Origin of the sequence: Chitinophaga fulva, assembly GCF_012927205.1 — a bacterium.
Classification (GTDB): Bacteria; Bacteroidota; Bacteroidia; order Chitinophagales; family Chitinophagaceae; genus Chitinophaga; species Chitinophaga fulva.
The window spans coordinates 1,228,590-1,248,270 of record NZ_JABBGC010000001.1 but is presented as its reverse complement, the minus strand read 5'-3'; the positions used below and the strand labels follow the sequence as shown (position 1 = coordinate 1,248,270).

Annotated in this window: 16 protein-coding genes; 13 read left to right on the top strand and 3 right to left on the bottom strand. The window is 48.6% G+C overall.

Features of this window, described 5'->3' with window-relative positions; all coding sequences use genetic code 11:
- The first annotated feature begins 438 nt into the window (after positions 1-438).
- On the top strand, positions 439-1,323 hold the full coding sequence (locus tag HHL17_RS05285; protein ID WP_169223718.1) for a helix-turn-helix transcriptional regulator: 885 nt from the start codon (positions 439-441) through the stop codon (positions 1,321-1,323).
- Positions 1,324-1,352: 29 nt separating this feature from the next.
- Here HHL17_RS05285 and HHL17_RS05280 read toward each other — a convergent pair whose 3' ends face one another.
- Entirely contained in the window at positions 1,353-1,970 is a 618-nt protein-coding gene (locus HHL17_RS05280) for a redoxin domain-containing protein (RefSeq protein ID WP_169223717.1), read from the bottom strand.
- Positions 1,971-2,317: 347 nt separating this feature from the next.
- Between HHL17_RS05280 and HHL17_RS05275 the strand changes: the two genes are divergently transcribed.
- The 12 genes from HHL17_RS05275 to HHL17_RS05220 all read left to right on the top strand — a co-directional run bounded on the left by HHL17_RS05275 (position 2,318) and on the right by HHL17_RS05220 (position 17,681).
- A complete protein-coding gene (locus HHL17_RS05275; RefSeq protein ID WP_169223716.1) occupies positions 2,318-3,442 on the top strand; it encodes an acyltransferase family protein in 1,125 nt (374 codons plus the stop codon).
- A gap of 10 nt (positions 3,443-3,452) precedes the next feature.
- Positions 3,453-4,466: a sensor histidine kinase gene (locus HHL17_RS05270; protein ID WP_169223715.1), complete on the top strand. Its 1,014-nt coding sequence runs from the start codon at positions 3,453-3,455 to the stop codon at positions 4,464-4,466.
- Entirely contained in the window at positions 4,463-5,170 is a 708-nt protein-coding gene (locus tag HHL17_RS05265; protein WP_169223714.1) for a LytR/AlgR family response regulator transcription factor, read from the top strand. The genes HHL17_RS05270 and HHL17_RS05265 overlap by 4 nt, the downstream gene beginning before the upstream one ends.
- A 9-nt stretch (positions 5,171-5,179) precedes the next feature.
- Positions 5,180-6,088, top strand: a complete 909-nt coding sequence (locus HHL17_RS05260; protein WP_169223713.1) for a bestrophin family protein — start codon at positions 5,180-5,182, stop codon at positions 6,086-6,088.
- An 87-nt stretch (positions 6,089-6,175) separates the two neighbouring features.
- Entirely contained in the window at positions 6,176-7,639 is a 1,464-nt protein-coding gene (locus HHL17_RS05255; protein WP_169223712.1) for a DUF3375 domain-containing protein, read from the top strand.
- Between the two features lie 8 nt (positions 7,640-7,647).
- Positions 7,648-8,244, top strand: a complete 597-nt coding sequence (locus HHL17_RS05250; protein WP_169223711.1) for a DUF4194 domain-containing protein — start codon at positions 7,648-7,650, stop codon at positions 8,242-8,244.
- A complete protein-coding gene (locus HHL17_RS05245; RefSeq protein ID WP_169223710.1) occupies positions 8,222-11,605 on the top strand; it encodes an ATP-binding protein in 3,384 nt (1,127 codons plus the stop codon). Before HHL17_RS05250 ends, HHL17_RS05245 begins: the two co-directional genes overlap by 23 nt.
- A 197-nt stretch (positions 11,606-11,802) precedes the next feature.
- Positions 11,803-13,176 (top strand): cytochrome ubiquinol oxidase subunit I, encoded by a 1,374-nt coding sequence (locus tag HHL17_RS05240; protein ID WP_169223709.1) that lies wholly within the window; start codon positions 11,803-11,805, stop codon positions 13,174-13,176.
- An 11-nt stretch (positions 13,177-13,187) separates the two neighbouring features.
- Positions 13,188-14,222: a cytochrome d ubiquinol oxidase subunit II gene (gene cydB / locus HHL17_RS05235; protein ID WP_169223708.1), complete on the top strand. Its 1,035-nt coding sequence runs from the start codon at positions 13,188-13,190 to the stop codon at positions 14,220-14,222.
- Positions 14,223-14,853: 631 nt separating this feature from the next.
- Positions 14,854-15,816, top strand: coding sequence for a helix-turn-helix transcriptional regulator (locus HHL17_RS05230; protein WP_169223707.1), 963 nt, complete (start codon positions 14,854-14,856; stop codon positions 15,814-15,816).
- A gap of 136 nt (positions 15,817-15,952) precedes the next feature.
- The gene (locus tag HHL17_RS05225; protein ID WP_169223706.1) at positions 15,953-16,993 is read left to right on the top strand and encodes a DJ-1/PfpI family protein; all 1,041 of its coding nucleotides are present in this window, start codon (positions 15,953-15,955) and stop codon (positions 16,991-16,993) included.
- Between the two features lie 4 nt (positions 16,994-16,997).
- Complete coding sequence (locus tag HHL17_RS05220; protein WP_240975095.1) at positions 16,998-17,681, top strand: GyrI-like domain-containing protein; 684 nt, start codon at positions 16,998-17,000, stop codon at positions 17,679-17,681.
- Between the two features lie 14 nt (positions 17,682-17,695).
- Here HHL17_RS05220 and rnc read toward each other — a convergent pair whose 3' ends face one another.
- Positions 17,696-18,364 (bottom strand): ribonuclease III, encoded by a 669-nt coding sequence (rnc, locus tag HHL17_RS05215; RefSeq protein WP_240975094.1) that lies wholly within the window; start codon positions 18,362-18,364, stop codon positions 17,696-17,698.
- Between the two features lie 61 nt (positions 18,365-18,425).
- Positions 18,426-19,679 carry a beta-ketoacyl-ACP synthase II gene (gene fabF, locus HHL17_RS05210; RefSeq protein ID WP_169223704.1) on the bottom strand — a complete coding sequence of 418 codons (1,254 nt, stop codon included), beginning with the start codon at positions 19,677-19,679 and terminating at the stop codon, positions 18,426-18,428.
- Positions 19,680-19,681 lie beyond the last annotated feature (2 nt).

Here is a 19,681-nt window from a genome sequence, read left to right as displayed (position 1 = left end):
GTTAGTAAGTTAAGTTAGATCAACCGGCAACTCACGTCCCCGTAGCCTGTTTGTGCGCAAGAGTTTTCCTGCCGCGCAAACAGGCTATGCTGTTGGCAAACGGTCATCACGAAAAATACGTGGAACATAAAATGCAACTGGTCCTCCGCCGCTGGCAAAACAAAACGTGGTTACTATCTCCCGTAAAAATGATTTTTATTTCAACAAGTATGTAATACTTTATTATCTATTAGTTATACTTTGATAATCTTTTTCATTAATATATCCAGACAAATTCCCGCCGCAGACGTAGTTAAAATCAGCTATTATCAGTAATATTACATACCAGGTTCCGCGTTACGTTTTATTACAGGAACAATAGAAAAATGATGCTTTTTTATCCCTGTTGATGTTACAGGCAGAAAATCAACACATTCCACGTTCACCAAAATATGGTACATGAAAAGCAAACTACTGCGCGAGATCACCCCGCTAACACAAAGCGATTGTTTTACCCTCTTCTCCCGGGAGAAGACAGCTTTCGATTTTCCACTGCACTACCATGAAGAATTTGAGCTCAACTTCATCCAGCACGCAACCGGCGCCCGGCGCATCATTGGCGATCATATCGAAGACATTGAAGACCTGGAGCTGGTACTGGTAGGTCCCAATCTGCAGCACGGCTGGTTCACCCACAAACATCAGGGCGGCATCATTAAGGAAATCACTATTCAGTTTCACCGCGACCTGTTCGATGAAAAATTCCTGCAGCGCAACCAGATGAGTTTCATCAAAAACATGTTTGAACGGTCGCTCAGGGGTATCCTGTTTTCCACTGACACCACGCGGCAGATCATGCCCCGGCTGGTGCACCTGCCACAAAAACAAGGCTTCGATTCTGTATTGGAACTGATGTCTGTCCTGCACGACCTGTCTACCAGCCGCAACATGCGCATCTTATCAGATGCCAGCTTCAGCAACCTGGAAACATTTTCGTATAACAGTCGCCGTGTGCAAAAAGTGATGCATTACCTCAATCACAACTTCGACAAGAATATCTCCCTGCACGAAGCCGCTAAGCTGGCAGCTATGACAGACGTGGCTTTCAGCCGTTTCTTTAAAGCAAGGATTGGTAAAACGTTTGTGGATACACTGATAGAAATAAGGCTGGGGCATGCCTCCCGGATGCTGATAGAAACCACGCATACCGTTAATGAAATAGCTTACAAATGTGGGTTTAACAATATCTCCAATTTCAACCGCATCTTTAAAAAGAAAAAAGACTGTACGCCCAAAGAGTTCCGGATGGCTTACACCGCCTCCGGAACACGGACTTTTGTATAAGATAACTGCAACGGATATACGTAATACTATTACGCACTGATGGCCAGCTGTTTGTCCACCACAGACAACAGTTCGTCCACAGAGAATTTTTGCTCCAGGTAAGTATCCGTAAAGCTATAGGTAATTTCGAGGGAAGGAGTGATCAGATAAACTGCCGGAACAGGCACGTCCGCATTTATGCCGGCAACACGCCCCCAGATAGGATCGGTTTCCTTGTAAATACCGGCCTTCCGGGCAACACGATGCTGGGCATCGCGGACCACGTCAAAAGGCAATGGCTCGCGGTTGAATTCGGTGAAGTGCTTTTTGCCCTCGCTGGACAGTACCAGCAAACGCGCTCCGGCAGCTTCTATGGCAGCATGTTTCTCAATCAGTTCAGCTATCAGTGCATCCCCATAACCATTCCAGTTAACAGAATAAAAAGCCACTACCAACGGCTGCGCCGTCAGCAAATGCAGGGAAGTAACACCTGCAGCATCTTTCAGCAAAGGACCACGGTTGATCACTTGGTCTTCTTCCAGGTAAAAATCCGAAAAAAATTGTCCCGCTGTTAACGGACGGATACGCTCCCGGTTCTTCACCGGACTGGGAAACTGATCGGCAATTGGGGCTGGCAGGTAGTCTGCGTAACGGTGTAAGGTAGACATGCTCGCTGTTTTTAATGGCTGATAAAATGTCCGTTGCAGGGGTTTTTATCACGCTTCGGTTTATAATATTGATACAAAGATAGGGGAAAAAACATATTATCCTACTAATTCTATAGACTATATGTATTTAAAAATATAATAGATTGATTTATAGCAGATTGTAAGATAATATTTTTTAGAGAGAGAACTGATGGGGGAGAATCAACAAAATATAACCGACGCTGAAAACATCCGGCAGGAGACAACCCAAAATGCAATAACAGTTCGTCAAAGGTTTCCTGCAGATGGTCAAAACACAACCCCTTAAAACACCCACAGGACTTAGGTTTGCGCAAAACACGATTCAGATGCAACCTAAAACCTGCCGACTGGCTTACCTCGACTGGCTCAGAACACTGGCCATACTGGGCATTTTCCTGTTCACCGCAGCACGACCGTTTACACCGCCCGCTACCAGCGCACAGCCGGACCAGGTAAATTATATGCTCAACAGCAGCTGTATTCCACTACTATTCTTCCTCTCCGGCGCCACCTCCCTGCACATGGCCTTAAAACGCAACAACACCAAACTGATCTTATTATGGATACGCCGGCTGCTGGCGCCACTACTTACCAGTCTGTTCGGGTTGCTCCCGCTCCTCATCTGGCTCAGTCAATGGGAGAGCGGCAACCCGGGAACTTTCTGGTCCTTCTATGGCGCGGCGGTAAAGCTGGCGCTGCATCCGGCCAACTGGTACCATCTCTGGGTCGTCATATGCCTTGCCCTTTACATGGTAATGATGATTCCCCTGTTCCGCTGGCTGCGCACGGCTTCGGCCCGTAAATTCCAGCAATCGCTGCTGTGGTTCGTTCCCGGTCAACGGATATTTCTCCTGCTGCTGCCTGTGGCGGCCATCTTTATCACCGGCCTGCTGCTGGGCTCTTCCGGGCACCTGGTTGTCTTCGTGTACTGGTGGCTGTTGCTGGTGCTGGGCTTCTTTTGCATGCTGCAACCTGAACTGATGGACAGCCTGGAACGTAACCGCCGTTACTCCCTTGTATTGTTGCTGATCGCCGTTTCCTTTGTCATTGCCGGACAAAACTATCACGCCGGCTCACTCGTGGCGCTGCTGATAGAACCTGTCCATGCCGGCCTCTGGGTATTCTGTCTCACAGGCTATGGCAAAAAGTACCTCCACCGTGAACATCGTCTGCGGGCCTACGCCAATCTCTTTGTGTGGCCTTTTTACCTCCTGCAACAGCCACTCATCATCATTATCGCAGGCTTTGTCCTGAACTGGCAATATCCACCAGTACTGGAATACATTTTCGTGGCGCTGAGCAGCTGGCTTTTAGCCATCATGATTTTTAATGTGCTGATCAAACCTTTTGTGATCACCCGCTTTCTCTTTGGCGTAAAACCCGGTACACCACCCATTACCACCGGCAAAGTGGTGAAAGTGCAAATGCCCCAGTCCGAGTTTTTTTACTAACTTGATTCCGATGGAACAGTTCTGGCGCAAATACATTTTCCCGGTCTTATATGCCCTCGTTATTTATGTCAGCATGCGCCTGATCAATGCGGTGCTTACCGGTTTCCGCTTCTGGGAGCGGCCGTGGCTGGAGACGGTGATCGAATGCACCCTGTTGTCAACAGGATACATTTACGCCTGGATGCTGAACTACCTGCTTCAGTATTACCAACGGCAACCCAAGCCCGGCCCCGTGATCAGGGAATACCTGGTAGTATCGGCTGTGATCATCGTATTCACAGACGGGATCATCCTGCCCATCCAGCATTTCACCGGAGAGCGGGGATGCCAGTTGTATGATGTGATCAATCTCACGCTGATACCTACCTTGTTCTATCTGTTGTATTATGTGATCAAACGCGCCAATGCCTCCTTACGGAAAAGTTATGAGCAGCAACTATTGCTCGAGAAAATCAGCAACGACCAGCTCCAGACAGAACTCCGCTTCCTCAAAGCCCAGTTCCATCCGCATTTCCTGTTCAACGCACTGAACACGGTCTATTTCCAGATGGATGAAAGCGTAGGCACCGCCAAACATACGGTGGAAAAACTGTCCGAACTGCTGCGCTACCAGCTGTACGATCATCAACAAACCGTGGCCGTGGGAAAAGAGCTGCAATACCTGCAATCCTATATCGATCTGCAACGGAGCCGTATGAACGAACACCTCCGGCTGACCGTGGAAATTGACAACCAGCTGAACAAACAAAGCGTATACCCGTTATTGTTATTACCACTGGTGGAAAATGCATTCAAATATGCCGGCGGCGAATACTGGATCAATATCTCCGCCAGCCTTCAAAGCGGATGGCTGGTGTTTCATGTCAGCAATGCGATACCCGCCATAGAAATGAAACACAAAAAAGGCGGCATAGGCCTGGAAAACCTGCGCCGCCGCCTTGCCCTGCTCTATCCGGGCAAACATGAACTGGCCATCTGCAACAGCCGCGAGAACTATTCGGCAGACCTAAAAATTGCATTATGAAGATCAGCTGTATTATCACCGACGATGAACCTGTAGCCCGTAAAGGATTGGCCGGATATGTGGAAAAAATAGACTTCCTCTCCCTGGCAGGTGTATGCGAAGATGCACTGTCGCTCAATAACCTCCTACGGCACCAACCGGCCGATCTGCTCTTCCTCGATATTGAAATGCCCTATATCAACGGGGTGGAACTACTGGAAAGCCTGCCCCATCCACCCAAAGTGATCTTCACCACCGCCTATGAACAGTACGCCCTCAAAGGTTTTGAACTGGATGCCATCGATTACCTTATGAAACCCATCTCTTTTGAACGCTTCCTGAAAGCTGCCAACCGCGCCCGGGAAGTATTTGCCCCATCAACTCCCACACCTGTGGCAGAAAGGGACATCTATATCAAAACCGGGGAAAAATTGGTCCGTGTACTACTGGAAGACATTATCTTTATAGAAGCGATGGAAAACTACGTATATATCCATACTACGCACGGACGGTACCTTACCCATTCCACCCTGAAAGCGGTGGCGGAAAATGTAACCGGTCCGGAATTTGTTCAGACCCACAAATCGTATATCATCAACGCCCGCAAAATCACCAGTATCGAAGGCAACAGGATCATGATGGGACAAGCTTCCGTACCGGTGTCCAGGGGACTGAAAGACAGTGTGATGAATACCATTTTAAAGGATAAATTGCTGAAGAAATAAATCAGACATATGCTGCTGAAACACCGACTCTCCTTCGCGCAGATCTTTACCTTCACCTGGAAGGTAGACATCATGCTGCTGCTTTGCTGTACCATTGTATATTTTGTCGATCAATACTGGCTGTCCGCCCATATAGCCATCCCCGTGGCCGTATCGGCCGTACTGGGTACTGCCATCGCCTTTTTTATCGGCTTCAATAACAACCAAGCCTATGACCGCTGGTGGGAGGCCCGCATCATCTGGGGGGCGCTCGTCAACGACTCCCGTTCCTGGGCCAGAAACCTGCTCCACTACACGCAGACCAACGGTGACCAGGAAAAACTGACTTTCATCCGCCATATGATCTACCGCCACCTTTCCTTTGTATACGCCCTGAAAACCAACCTCCGAAAACTCCCCGACGACTACTACACCCGCTACCTCACCAAAGAAGAAATCGACTACGTTCAGCAACATCAAAATATTCCCAACGCCCTGCTCACCCTCCAATCAGCCGACCTGCAGCAGCTCCGGCAGTCCGGCGTGGTAGACGGGTTCGCTTTCCTGGAGCTGAACCAGATGCTGGTCAACCATTGTGATCAAATGGGCAAGTCCGAACGCATCAAAAACACCGTCTTCCCACCCAGCTACGTCTATTTCACCCGGCTGTTCATCTGGTTCTATGTGATCATGAACACCCTGATGATGACCGAATCTATCGGTGCCTGGGCCATCCTCTTCGGATGGGTGTTTGGCTTCGTGTTCCATGTCACCCATCTCAACGGCATCACCCTTATGAACCCGTTCGAGTACCATCCCCTGGGCATTCCGCTCGATAGCATCTCCCGCACCATCGAAATCAACCTCATTGAACTCATGGGAGAAGAGCCGGTGCCACAACCGGTAAAACCCAAGTTTGACGGGCTATATATTATGTAAAAATGAGGAATGACAAATCAGCCAGGCATACCGGGGAACGGGCCTACAAATCATTATTCATAACTGGTAATTCCGTACTTTTACCGCATGACTTATGATCAATTATGTAATCTATATGCCCAGTCGATCACGCTAAAGATACTCCGGGCACGTAGCGCGCCAATGATGTTGTCATTTTTTCACCAAACATTCAAGGAGAAAAACCACACCACCGTTCCTAATGTGGAACTGGTCACCCGCCTGTCTGATTACCTGGTAGCTACCGGCTACCGCGCCACAGACGACGAAATAGACGCCTCCGCCCTGCTCGACAATGAAGATGAAAGAGCCAGGAAATATGTGGAACAATGGAGCAATAAAGGCTTTCTCCGGAAGTATCCCGACGATGACGGTAATGATATCCACGAGCTTAGCAGCGACATGGAAAAAGTGATGCACTGGGTGTCTACCCTCCAGAAAAGGGAATTTGTGGGCACAGAAAGCCGCTTTAAAGACATCTTTTCCAAACTGAAGGAACTGGTGGACCAGAGCAATAAAGATCCCAAACAGCGTATACAGGAACTGGAAAAAAAGAAATTTGAGATAGAACAGGAGATCAAAAGCATCACCATCTCCGGAAAAGTACAGGTGTTTGACGACACCCAGATCAAAGAAAGATGCTACGACGTAAACCGCATGTCGAGAGAGCTTCTCAGCGATTTTAAGGAAGTAGAACAGAACTTTGAACAGATCACCCAGGAGATATACCGCAAACAAAGTGAACGCGATATCGCCAAAGGCGCTCTCCTGGCCTATACCCTCGACTCTTTCGAAGCACTCCGCCAGAAAGACCAGGGCAAAAGCTTCTACTCCTTCTGGCAGTTCCTCATGGATGAAACCAAGCAGGAAGAAATGCGTGCGCTCATCGAAAAACTCTACAACCTGCTCGAAGAGCGGAATATCGAGTACAAAAATGACCGCTTCCTCAAAAAACTGAAACAGTTCCTCCATGCCTCCGGCAAAAAAGTGATCGATGCCAACAAAAAGCTGAGCGATAAACTCAGCCGCGTACTCAGTGAGAAAAATCTCACCGATCACCGCAAAGCCATGGAGCTCATCAACGATATCCGCCAGCTGGCCTTCCAGACACTGGACGATATACCAGGCGAAGAATTTTATATCGATATAGAAAGCGATCCGGAAATAGATATGCTGGACCGCTGGGAGATGGCAGAAGACAAAAAAACACATCCCGACGTGGAATTCCCCGAAGGTATTGGTGGCGACGACTTCTCCGACTCTGATATGAACGCGCTGTTCAATCACTTTAACATTGACCGTACCCTCCTCGAGGACCGTATCAACACCCAACTGCAAAACAAAAAACAGATCAGTTTGAAGGAACTGGTAGATATCTATGGTACCGAAAAAGGCCTGACAGAGCTCATCACCTATTTCTCCATAGCCAGCCAGTCATCCAGCCACATCATACTGGAAACGCCTGATCCGGTATCCCTGGGCAACCGCGTCATCAACATGCCGATGGTGCTGTTCACAAACTCTCAAAACTAACATGAAACATGGCCGATAACAATATTTCTCCCTTTGCACACGTGTTCCTCAAACTCATGCAGGGCCCCGTGTACGAAGAAGACAAAGCTTACTGGAAAGACCTGCTGGGCTGGCAAACAGAGCTCAGCAAATACCTGAACCAGGTAGGACTGCAACTGATCATTAACGAAGGCGATGGCTTCGCCCGCATCCTGCAACCCGAAGCAGACGACTCTTCCGGCGACAAACCCCTACCGCGCCTGATGCGCAAAACAAGGCTCACCTACGAAGCCACCCTGCTCTGCATCGTGCTCCGCGAAGCCCTCGATGAATTTGACATCAAAGGCAACGGCACCCGGCTGTTCATGACACAAAAGGAAATCAAGGAAAGGCTCGCCCTCTTCTTCAAAGAGCGGAACAACAAATCCAAACTGCTCAAAGACCTGAACAAACCCATCAACAGCCTGCTCAACATCGGTATCCTTAAAGCTACACGCGAAGACGCAGCCAATAAGGAACTGCATCAGTACGAAGTAAAAAGGGTGATCAAAGCACTGGTCAACAACGAAAAACTGGAAGAAATCAAATCAAAACTGAAATTGCATGTCAACCCTGTTCAACAGTGATTCTAAAGAAAGCGGGTTCCGGTTACAATATCTTGAAATATACAACTGGGGCACGTTCCATAATAAAATATACCGCGTAAATACCAGTGGCCAGACATCTCTGCTCACAGGTGCTAACGGTAGCGGTAAAACGACATTGATCGATGCCCTGCTGACACTGCTCGTGCCCGCAGGAAAACGCTTCTATAACCAGTCATCCGGTACGGACCAACGAAAAGACCGCGGCGAAGAATCCTATTTCTGGGGATACTATGGTAAAACCTTCTCAGAAGACTCGTTGCAATCCAAAACCGAACAGCTCCGCCACAAGGAGAACAACCCGTACTCCGTACTGCTGGCCTATTTCTACAATGCCGCCACCATGCACCAGATCACACTGGCGCAGGTACGCTGGTATTCCGGGGAACTGAAAAGACAATTCATCGTCTCCCCCCACAAACTCAATATCAACGACCACTTCGGTGCCGGTAAATTCGATATGAAAGGCGACTGGAAAAAGAAACTCCGCCTCGAATATCCCAAAACGGAAATCACCGACAGCTTTAAAGAATACGCCGCCCTCTTCAGCAATATCTTCGGCCTGCGCAGCGAAAAAGCCCTGTCGCTCTTCAATCAGACAGTCGGCATCAAAGTATTGGGTGACCTCAATACCTTCATCCGCAGCCAGATGCTCGAAGAAACCGATGCAGAAGGCGAATTCCTGAAACTGCGCGAAAACTACGACAGCCTGCTGTCCAGCCACCGCGCCATCCAGAAAGATGAAACCCAGCTGAAAATGCTGGAACCCATCATTGCCAATAAAACAGCCTGGCAGGAACTGCAGGACCGCAACCGGGAATTGCAGATGCTACAGGACATACTGCCCGCCTGGTTCAACAAACAGGAAAAGGACATCCTCGAAAAAGAACTGGAAGCGCTGCAAAAAGAACAGCAGAAAACAGCCACCATCCTCAGCGGTATCAATGAACATCTGCAAACGATGAACCTCCGCAAGGATGAACTGATTGCCCAGAAAGCCAACAACAGTGTCGATGAACAATTGCGTTCCATCGAAAAATCCATCCACTACGAACAAAAGTCCCTCGAAGGGAAACGTAACAAGATGGAAGAGTACAACATGCTCGCCGACCGGCTGGAACTAGCCCCCAACCCGGATGAACAGCAGTTCCATGAAAACATCTCCGGCGCCGAACAGTTAAAAGGCGCACACGATAAACAACTGGAAACACTGCAGGAAGAGATGTTCCACTACAAGAGCAGCCTCACCGCCGAAAGGGCCCAGGTAACACGGCTGGAAGAGGAAATTGAATCGTTCCTCAACCGCAAAAACAACATTCCCTACGAACTGGTACGCATCCGTCAACAGCTGGCAGACATGCTCGATGTACAGGAAGATGACCTGCCGTTTGTGGGTGAACTGGTACGCGTAAAAGACAGCGAAAGCCGTTGGGAAAATGCCATCGAAAAAGTACTCCACAACTTCGGCCTGCGCCTGCTGGTACCGGAAGAGTACATCATGGACATCAACAAATACATCAACTCCAACAACCTGCAAACACGCCTCGTTTACCACAAAGTGGAAGACGAAAATTACACCATGCTCAGGATGCCCACCGAAAAAGAAAGCCTCCTGCAGAAGATAGAAATCAAGCCAGGCACCATTTTCAAAGAATGGCTGCAAAACCAGCTGCTCGACCAGTTTGATTATACCTGTACCGATGATATGGCCGTGTTCAACAAGTCACGCAAAGCTGTTACCTCCAACGGACTAACGCGGCAGGCTACACGCCATGAAAAAGACGACCGCCCCAACCGCTCACAACAGAACAACTACGTGCTCGGCTGGAACAATAAAAACAAGCTGCGTTTGCTCAAAGCGGAACAGGACGAATGCAGCAGCAATATTGAAACATTGCAGCACAGCATCTCACAGCTGGAAAATAGCCGCAAGGCCATCACTACCGTCAATACTTTGCTGAATGCGTTCCTCTCGCTCCGCAACTACAGCGAGATCAACTGGCAAACACATGCCGGCGTCATCGAATCGTTTGCACGGGAAAAAGCACAGCTGCTGAAAACCAGCGACAAATACCAGGTGATCTGCGATCAGCTCGACGAAGCCATTGCACAGATACAGGACAAAGAGAAAGAGAAGGAAAGAGCCTTGCAGGAAAAAGGCCGTATCGATGACAAAGCCGGCGATAAGCTGCGTCATTTCAATCAGCTGAAAGTAAATCCGCTCGACGATATCTCGCTGCAATACGTGCTGGAATACCTTTCTGACCTGTCTCTCACCGAACCGGCCGAAACGACCGCAGAACTGGCGTCCTACCGCAAACGGGCAGACGATAACCTGAAAGCCACCCTGCACGATGCCATGCGCCAGTCGGCCGAAAAAGAAGGAGAAATCACCCGGCAGCTGTCAGCCTTCGTGATGCCTTCCAAAGCCATCCACGATGCCTATCCCGAATGGCTCGGCGATGTCAGTGACCTGCAGCCGCATGTCAGGTACCTCGAGGAATTCACCTCCCTGTACGAGAACATCAAATACCAGCGCCTCATTGAGCATAAGGAACGTTTCCGTAAATATATGGACACCAGTATGCTCAATGCCATCACCAACTACCGGGCATGGATATACGGCCAGGAAGACCTGATCCGTGAAGTAATGGACGATCTCAACGAACCGCTCCGTAACATCACCTTCAACAAAAACCCGGACACCTATCTCCAGCTGGAATGCCGCCACGTAAAAGACGTGGAGATACGCAACTTCAAAGAGAAACTGAGCGGCGCCGTACCAGACTCCATGAAGTACCACCTGGAAAAAGACCAGGCTTACGGCGAACAACTCTTTGAAAACATCAAAGTACTGATCACCGAGCTGCAGCAAAATGAAGCATGGCGCCGTAAAGTAACGGATGTCCGTAACTGGCTCGACTTCGGTGCTAAAGAATACTACATCTCCGATAATAAAGCCTTTAAATACTACGAGGATACCGCCAGCCTTTCCGGTGGTGAGAAAGCACAATTCACCTACACTATTCTGGGTGCCGCTATCGCTTACCAGTTCGGTATCAATGAGGCCAACCGCCAGCACCGCAGCCTGCGCTTTATCACGGTGGATGAGGCCTTCAGCAAACTGGACCCTGAGAAAAGCCACTACCTGATGGAATATTGTGGCCAACTCAACCTCCAGCTGCTGGTCGTTACGCCGCTGGACAAACTCAATATCGCTGAACCGTATATCCACGCCTGTCACTTTGTGTCCAACAAAAACAAGCGCGACTCTGTGGTGTATAACTTCACCATGGAAGAATACCGGGAAAGGAAGAAAGAGTTTGAAACAATGGAAGCCTGATTTCCTGTCAAATATCATTCAACATAAAAAGCGTGAAGGTCAACAACAGTTACCTTCACGCTTTATTTTTTTTGCGTTAACATTCCCCGGATAGTACTGGTTTACCTCCCCGAAATATTATATATTTATACATACATGATAAACATCAGGTTGACAGATTGGAGCAGCGACTAACTTTGTGAACATAATTCGAGATTATGCCTTCTGTTGAAATACTATCCAGGATACAGTTTGCCTTTACTATTGCATTCCATTACATCTATCCTCCGCTGAGTATCGGGCTGGGCTTGTGTTTGGTGATTATGGAAGGGTTGTACCTGAAAACAGGGAAGCTGCTGTATAAAGAGATCACGAAGTTCTGGATCAAGATCTTCGCATTGATATTTGGTATCGGTGTGGCCACCGGCATTGTGATGGAATTTGAGTTCGGCACCAACTGGGCCACCTATTCCCATTATGTAGGCGATATCTTCGGCAGTGCGCTGGCAGCAGAGGGGATCTTCGCCTTCGCCATGGAATCTGCTTTTCTGGGAGTATTACTGTTTGGATGGGACCGTGTACACAAAGCCGTGCATTATTTCTCCACTATCATGGTAGCAGTAGGTTCCGCCCTGTCTGCCCTGTGGATAGTGATTGCCAATTCCTGGCAGCAAACACCGGCCGGTTACCGCATCGAAGGGCATGATCTGGGCGCAAGGGCCGTGGTGACTGATTTTTGGGAGATGGTCAACAACCCTTCCAGTATGGACCGTTATGCACATGTGATCATTGGTTCATTTCTCGCAGGCGCTTTTCTCGTGATGAGCGTTGGTGCTTGGTATATCCTGAAAAAACGTTTCGTGGAACATGCGCAGGCCATGTTTAAAGTGGGGCTGTCTGTAGCAGTAATTGCCGCACTGGCACAACTTTTCACCGGACACCGTTCTGCACACTATGTCAGCAAATACCAGCCGGCTAAACTGGCCGCTATGGAAGGACATTATGATAGTCTTGCTGTAGCAGACATGTATATCATTGGCTGGGTCAACAATAAAGAAGAAAAAACTACCGGTATTAAAATCCCCGGAGGCCTGTCTTTCCTGACACATGGCAGCTTCAGTGCGCCGGTGGAAGGCTTGCACGCCACGCCGCCACAGGACAGGCCCCGCGCGGTCAACTTCGTTTTTCAGACCTATCATATGATGATCTCCATCGGCATGACATTGATTGGCCTTACCCTGCTGGCTTTGATATTACTCTGGAGAAAGAAACTGTTCCAGCAACGCTGGCTGATGATCATATTTGCCTGGGCCGTATTGCTGCCGCAGATCGCCAACCAGGTAGGCTGGTATGCAGCAGAAGTAGGCCGGCAGCCATGGGTGGTATACAAGCTGTTACGTACCTCCGACGCGCTGTCTAAAAAGGTGACAGCCGATCAGGTGATGTTTTCACTGATATTGTTTACGCTGGTATATATGTTGCTGTTTGTATTGTTCCTGTATCTACTGAACCGTAAAATACAGCATGGACCGGACGTAGCGGATGACCACGACCAGTACTATCCTAATAATTTGGCAAATCTTCCTTCTTAAAACACAGTTGCATGGAAACAATTCTCGGACTGGACCTTCCCACCTGGTGGTTTTTAGTGATCGGCGGACTGATCACCGGTTACGGCGTGCTCGATGGATTTGACCTCGGAGCAGGCTCATTACACCTGTTTTTTAATAAGGAAGAAAGTCGGCGCCTGGTGCTCAACGCTATCGGGCCTGTATGGGACGGTAATGAAGTATGGCTGGTAATAGCCGGCGGGGCGCTGTTTGCAGGTTTTCCGCTGGTGTACGGCGTCATTTTCTCCACCTTCTACATCCCTTTTATGCTGTTTTTGGTGGCGCTCATTTTCAGGGCTATCTCCATTGAGTTCCGTAGTAAGGAGCCGTGGACCTGGTGGCGAAAGATGTGGGACATCTCCTATACCGTTTCCAGCACGGCCATTACGTTATTGCTGGGACTGGTGCTGGGTAACCTTATCCACGGATTACCGATCAATAAAGAGCATGAATTTACCGGCAACCTGTGGACATTTTTTAATCCTTATGCCATCCTGATTGCTTTCACCACTTTGTCGCTGTTTATGCTGCATGGGGCTATTTACCTGGTGATGAAAACAGAAAACCGCCTCTACGCCAAGCTGACGGTGCTGGTAAACAATTGCAGCAAGTTTTTTATCCTGTGTTTTATTCTAACGTCAATGGCTACACTGATATACATTCCACACATGACGCATCAGTTTAAAAACCATCCGCAATTGTTTCTCCTCCCTATGGTAGCGGTGTTTATTCTCCTGAACATCAAACGGAACATCGACGCCAGAAAATACTTTACTGCCTTTTTCTACTCCTGTATCATCACTTCCTGTTTGCTGATTTTATTTGCGGTAGGGCTGTATCCCAATATTGTATTGTCTACCACCGACCCTGCTTACAGCATTAGCATTTATCAGGCAGCCTCCTCCAACAAGTCACTGAAGATCATGCTGCTGATTGCCGCCGTTGGCACACCGCTGGTGATCGCTTACAGTACCTTCGTTTTCTGGACTTTCCGGGGCAAGGTGAAACTCACCGATATGAGTTATTAACAAACTACTGCATGGGGCATCAATCCTCAATCCCTGTCTCCAAGGACCAGGATGTTTAGTCACCATTGGCTAAAGACAACAAGAATGACCTTTTACCTGCAAGCATGCAGCTAAAAGATAAAGAGAACTGAAGAACATCTTAACGGATCAAGTTGAAAAGTGGGGACCGAAAAACGGTGTATCTGTTTTCTTGAAGAACACTCCCGCATCAAGTCCACCTTTACCCCAGGGTTACTATAGGGGGGCTGTATGTACCATAGCGATATCCAGGGAAACACTCCTTTCTCATTTCTGTCGACAGGCAATGTGTTTTTACTCCATCCCCCAACTTTTCGACTTGATCCATCTTAGCCCAGGGCTTCAGCCCTGGGAATCCGGGGATGGGATATAAAAAACAGGCCCCCGCAAGAAATTGCAGGGGCTTACCATTTAACCTATATTCTGTACTGTAGCATCGTGTTTGTGTATCTCTAGAAATTCCTATAACTCTCGAAATCAACCACTTAATTATTTCTCAGAGATTTGTTACGTATTAAAGACAGTTTATTCTCCCCAAAGTTTAATGAAGGACAAAAAAAAATGAAAAATAATTTCAGGCACCCGAAATTAGAGGTCTCAACCTGGCAATTTCATGAACCGTATCGACAGGCTAACTGCCATTCTGATCCAATTACAAGGCAAAAAAATAGTAAAGGCCGCCGAAATATCCGAGCGGTTCAATATCAGTCTGCGTACTGTATACCGTGATGTAAAGGCGTTACAGGAGGCCGGCGTGCCTATCGGGGCCGAAGCGGGCACCGGTTACTATATTGTGGATGGTTATCACCTGCCACCGGTGATGTTTTCCAAAGAGGAGGCAGGCGCCCTGCTGACAGGGGAGAAGCTCATGGAGCAGTTTGGCGATCATTCCAGCCGGAAACAGTTCGGCTTTGCCATGGAAAAAATCCGGTCGGTGCTGCGCGGCTCAGAAAAAGATTTCCTGGAATCCCTCGATGAAAATATCGTGGTACAGCGGAGCTACGGGCCGGTGGAAGAGGATAATTTCCCCAACCGGTTCCTCTCAGAGCTGCAACACGCCCTGGGGCACCAACAGGTAGTCAACATGGAATACTTTTCCTTTCAGGAAGAAGTAGCCACCCGGCGGGAAGCAGAACCCATCGGTATCTTTCATGACGGCAGTAACTGGCACCTGATTGCCTGGTGCCGCCTCCGGCAGGGCTACCGCGATTTCCGGATAGACCGTATCCGTAAGCTTAGTCTAACGTCTTCCTATTATAAAAAAGACAAACGTATATCCCTGCAGGAATACCTGGAACAGCGCCGCAGCGCCGCTCCTGAGAAAACACTCCTGGTAAAAATAACGGTGGACAAAGACCAACGGCGCTATATGCGTAATCAGCTCTATTACTTCGGCCTGATGGATGAAACCACGAAAGGAGATAAAATAGAACTGACTTTTCTCACATCCGGCCTGAACTATCTGGCTCGCTACCTGGTCATGTACAGTAACAGCGTGGACATCCTGGAGCCCGAAGCCCTCAAAATCACTATGCGTGAGCTGGTCACCGAGCTTAAGGACCACTATCTCATTTAGTTATTTGTTCATTTAGTTATTTATTCATTTACTTATTCAAATGATTAAATAACTAAATGAACAAATTTCAAAACTCTCCTGACATAGGGTTGTCACATCCCGTTCGTTGCTTTGTATTGTAATTAAAAGATACAATATGAAAACGCAACGCAACTGCTACGTGTATGTATACAACGGCTATTCTGACTGGGAACCGGCGCTGGCCATTTTTGGACTGAACAACTTTACCGACGTCCGGGTGGTACCGTTTTCGCTGGATGGCCAGCCAGTCACTTCCGGTGGCAATGTAAGCGTACAGCCGCAGCAAAGCCTGGAACAGGCTATGGCAGCGGATATCGACCTGCTGATCATCCCCGGCGGCACTACCATCGCCAGCAGCAGCGAACACCATGCCCTGCTGCCCCTGCTCCTGAAACAACTGGAAGCCGGCCGCCTGCTGGCCGCTATCTGCGATGCCACCGCCTTCCTTGGCAACCACGGCCTGCTGGACCATGTGGCACATACCGGCAATGACGCCCAGGTACTGCAAATGATGGCCCCCGCTTATAAAGGCGTTGCCCACTATATCAACCAGCCAGCCGTCAGAAGTGGTAACCTGATCACTGCCGCCGGTACCGCCATGGTACCTTTTACCAAAGAAATTTATGCTGCGCTCGATCTGCTTGACAAACAGGAACTGGCTTTCTGGTTCGGCTTCTTCGATGCCGCCGGCCCCAAGCCCAAATTCAGTCACGTACTACCGCTGCCGTTCTTCTACCGCAGCTACGAGGTGAACATGGAAGGCATGCTGCCACTGGTACGGACTGCCACACTGGAGATGTACCGGCAAGCTATCGCTGCAGGCCTGGAAGTGTCCGGCCCGGTACAGTGGCATTATCATCAGTTTGATGGCAACCCCGAAACCGTCTTCCACCTCGATATCGGTCTTCCCGTGACAACTACCGCCCCGGTACCAGCGCCTTACAAATGTGAAACACTGCCAGCCTTCGACTGTATCAGCACCACCCATGAAGGCGGATGGGACAAACTGGGAGATACTTACGGTCAACTGATCAGCGTCCTGCAGGTACTGGGTATCCCGATGAGCGGCTACAACCGGGAGCAATATTTCCAATACGATTTCAATCAGCCGGATCAAAATATCACCAATGTTCAGATCGGTATTCTAAAACCTTGATATCATGAAATGCAGGAATGCCCTTTGGTGGGCACTGTTATTACTTATAGGATTTAAAATTGATGCTACACTCAACCCAACGGAAATGAATAAACTGGATCTTACTAAAGCTTTTAAGAGCTATTATACAGCCACTACCACACCACAGGTGGCTGTCATTGAAAAAGGATTGTTCCTGACCATCAATGGTAAGGGCGATCCCAACGGGGAGGTTTTCGCCGAAAATACCGGTGCCCTTTATGCCGTGGCTTATGGCATCAAATTCATGTGCAAAAAGGCTGACAAGGATTTCACGGTCAGCAAACTGGAAGGCTTTTGGTGGGTAGAAGACACTTCTGTTGAGCCGTTGCTGGTGCCTCGCAGTGAATGGTACTACGAGTTGGCTATTCGTATGCCCGACTACGTTACCCGGCAACAATTATCTGCCTCCGTACTTTCTGCAGAGAAAAAGAAGCAGTCCATGTTGTTCAGAAATGTAGATCTTAAAACGAAGGAAGAAGGAAAATGTATTCAGCTGATGCACATAGGCCCATTCAGTGAAGAACCGGCATCATTGGAGAAGATGGAGGCATTCATGCACCAGCAGGGGTTTCAGATGAATGGCAGGCATCATGAAATATACCTGTCTGATTACAGGAAAACAGCGCCGGAGAAGTTGAAGACCATACTGCGGCATCCTGTAAAATAAGTGGGAGAGGAAAATCAATCTGACAGTCCCAGTTGCTGAATAGCTTGCTGGGCAGCAATCTGGCTGGCGTCTTTTTTATTGAAGGCTTTACCGGTGCAAATCAGTTCACCGTCTACTACAGCGCCTACGGTAAAAATGCGCCGGCCATTGTCCATTTGTTCATCGAGTAGTTCAAACTCGAGGACTTTGCCGTTTTTATTGGCCCAGCCGTACAATTTGTTTTTGTGGTTCATTTCCACGCTTTCCAGCAGTTCCATATCGATGTATGGCATCAGGATGCGTTTATGAACAAACTGTTGGGTTTTATTATAGCCACGGTCAAGATATACCGCGCCTACCAGTGCTTCGAGGGTATTGCCGAAGATCTGGCTGATCTTCAGGAAGCTGTTGTACTTGTCGTAGATCGTGAGTTTACGCAGCCCCATCTTGATAGCGATATCATTCAGTTGCTGGCGGTTAACGATTTTGGAGCGCATCTCGGTAAGATATCCTTCTGTTTTGTAAGGATATTTTTTAAAGAGATAGTCACCCACGATTGCTCCCAGGATAGCATCGCCGAGGTATTCCAACCGTTCGTTGCTTTCGAGGAACTTCTCTTTGCTTGAGCGGTGGCTAAGGGCTATCTCATACAGGGCAAAGTTACCTGGCGGGAAACCCAACAGGCTGGTGAGCTCTTTGTACAAGTGCCGCTTCTTGGATACGAGTCGATATAAAAATCCTGGCAGTAATTTCACACAATCAAGATCAAGGAACAAATTTTTTGAAAATAACAGAGGCATTATGTCCTCCAAAACCAAAGGTATTGGATAATGCAGCTCTTACTTCTCTATGTTGTGCGGTGTTAAAGGTAAAATTTAATTTCGGGTCTAGCTGAGGGTCGTCAGTAAAATGGTTAATCGTGGGTGGTACGATACCATCGATGATAGACATGATGCTGGCGATGGATTCAATAGCGCCGGCAGCACCGAGCAGGTGACCAGTCATGGATTTGGTGGAGCTGATGTTGAGGTCATAAGCATGTTCACCGAATACCTTCTGAATAGCCTTTACTTCTGCGATATCACCAAGTGGGGTGGAAGTACCGTGTACATTGATATAATCAATATCATTCGCCTGTAAACCGGCATCAGCCAATGCCTGCCGCATCACGTTCATAGCACCCAGTCCTTCCGGATGAGGGGCCGTAATATGATGAGCATCCGCAGTAGCACCTCCGCCGGCCAGCTCTGCATAAATTTTTGCACCTCTTTCCAACGCATGGTCCAATGATTCCAGTACCAGCGCGCCAGCACCTTCTCCCATGACAAAACCATCACGGTCGAGGTCGAAAGGCCGGGAAGCCGTTTTAGGATCATCATTCCTTTCGGATAAAGCCTTCATGGCATTGAAGCCGCCAACACAAGGCTCATTGATCACATTCTCCGAACCGCCGGTAACGACGAGGTCCGTTTTGCCGTAACGGATACTGTACATCGCCTCAATAATAGCATTGGTGGCAGATGCGCAAGCAGATACAACAGAGAAATTAGGCCCCCTGAAGCCGTGGCGGATAGAAATAGAACCAGCAGCAATGTCAAGGATAAGCCTGGTGATCAGGAATGGGCTGAAGCGGGGAGTCCCGTCTCCGGTATGAAATTCTTTTAATTCATGGCTGAAGTTGATCATCCCTCCAACACCAGTACCCCATATCACACCGGCACGATCGAGATTGATCTTGTCTTTGTTGATATTGGCGTCCAGTATAGCCTGATCTGCGGATATCACCGCTGTCTGTGTAAAGGGGTCCATCTTACGGGCCTCCTTTTTATCCAGGTAATTGGTAGGGTCGAAATTCTTCAGTTCACAAGCAAAACGGGTTTTGAACTTGGAAGCGTCAAATTGACGGATGTAATCCGCGCCGGATACACCGTTCGTCAATCCGTGCCAGAAATCAGCTACGGAATTGCCGAGCGGTGTAAGAGCGCCTAAACCTGTAACGACAACTCGTCTTGGTTGCATTA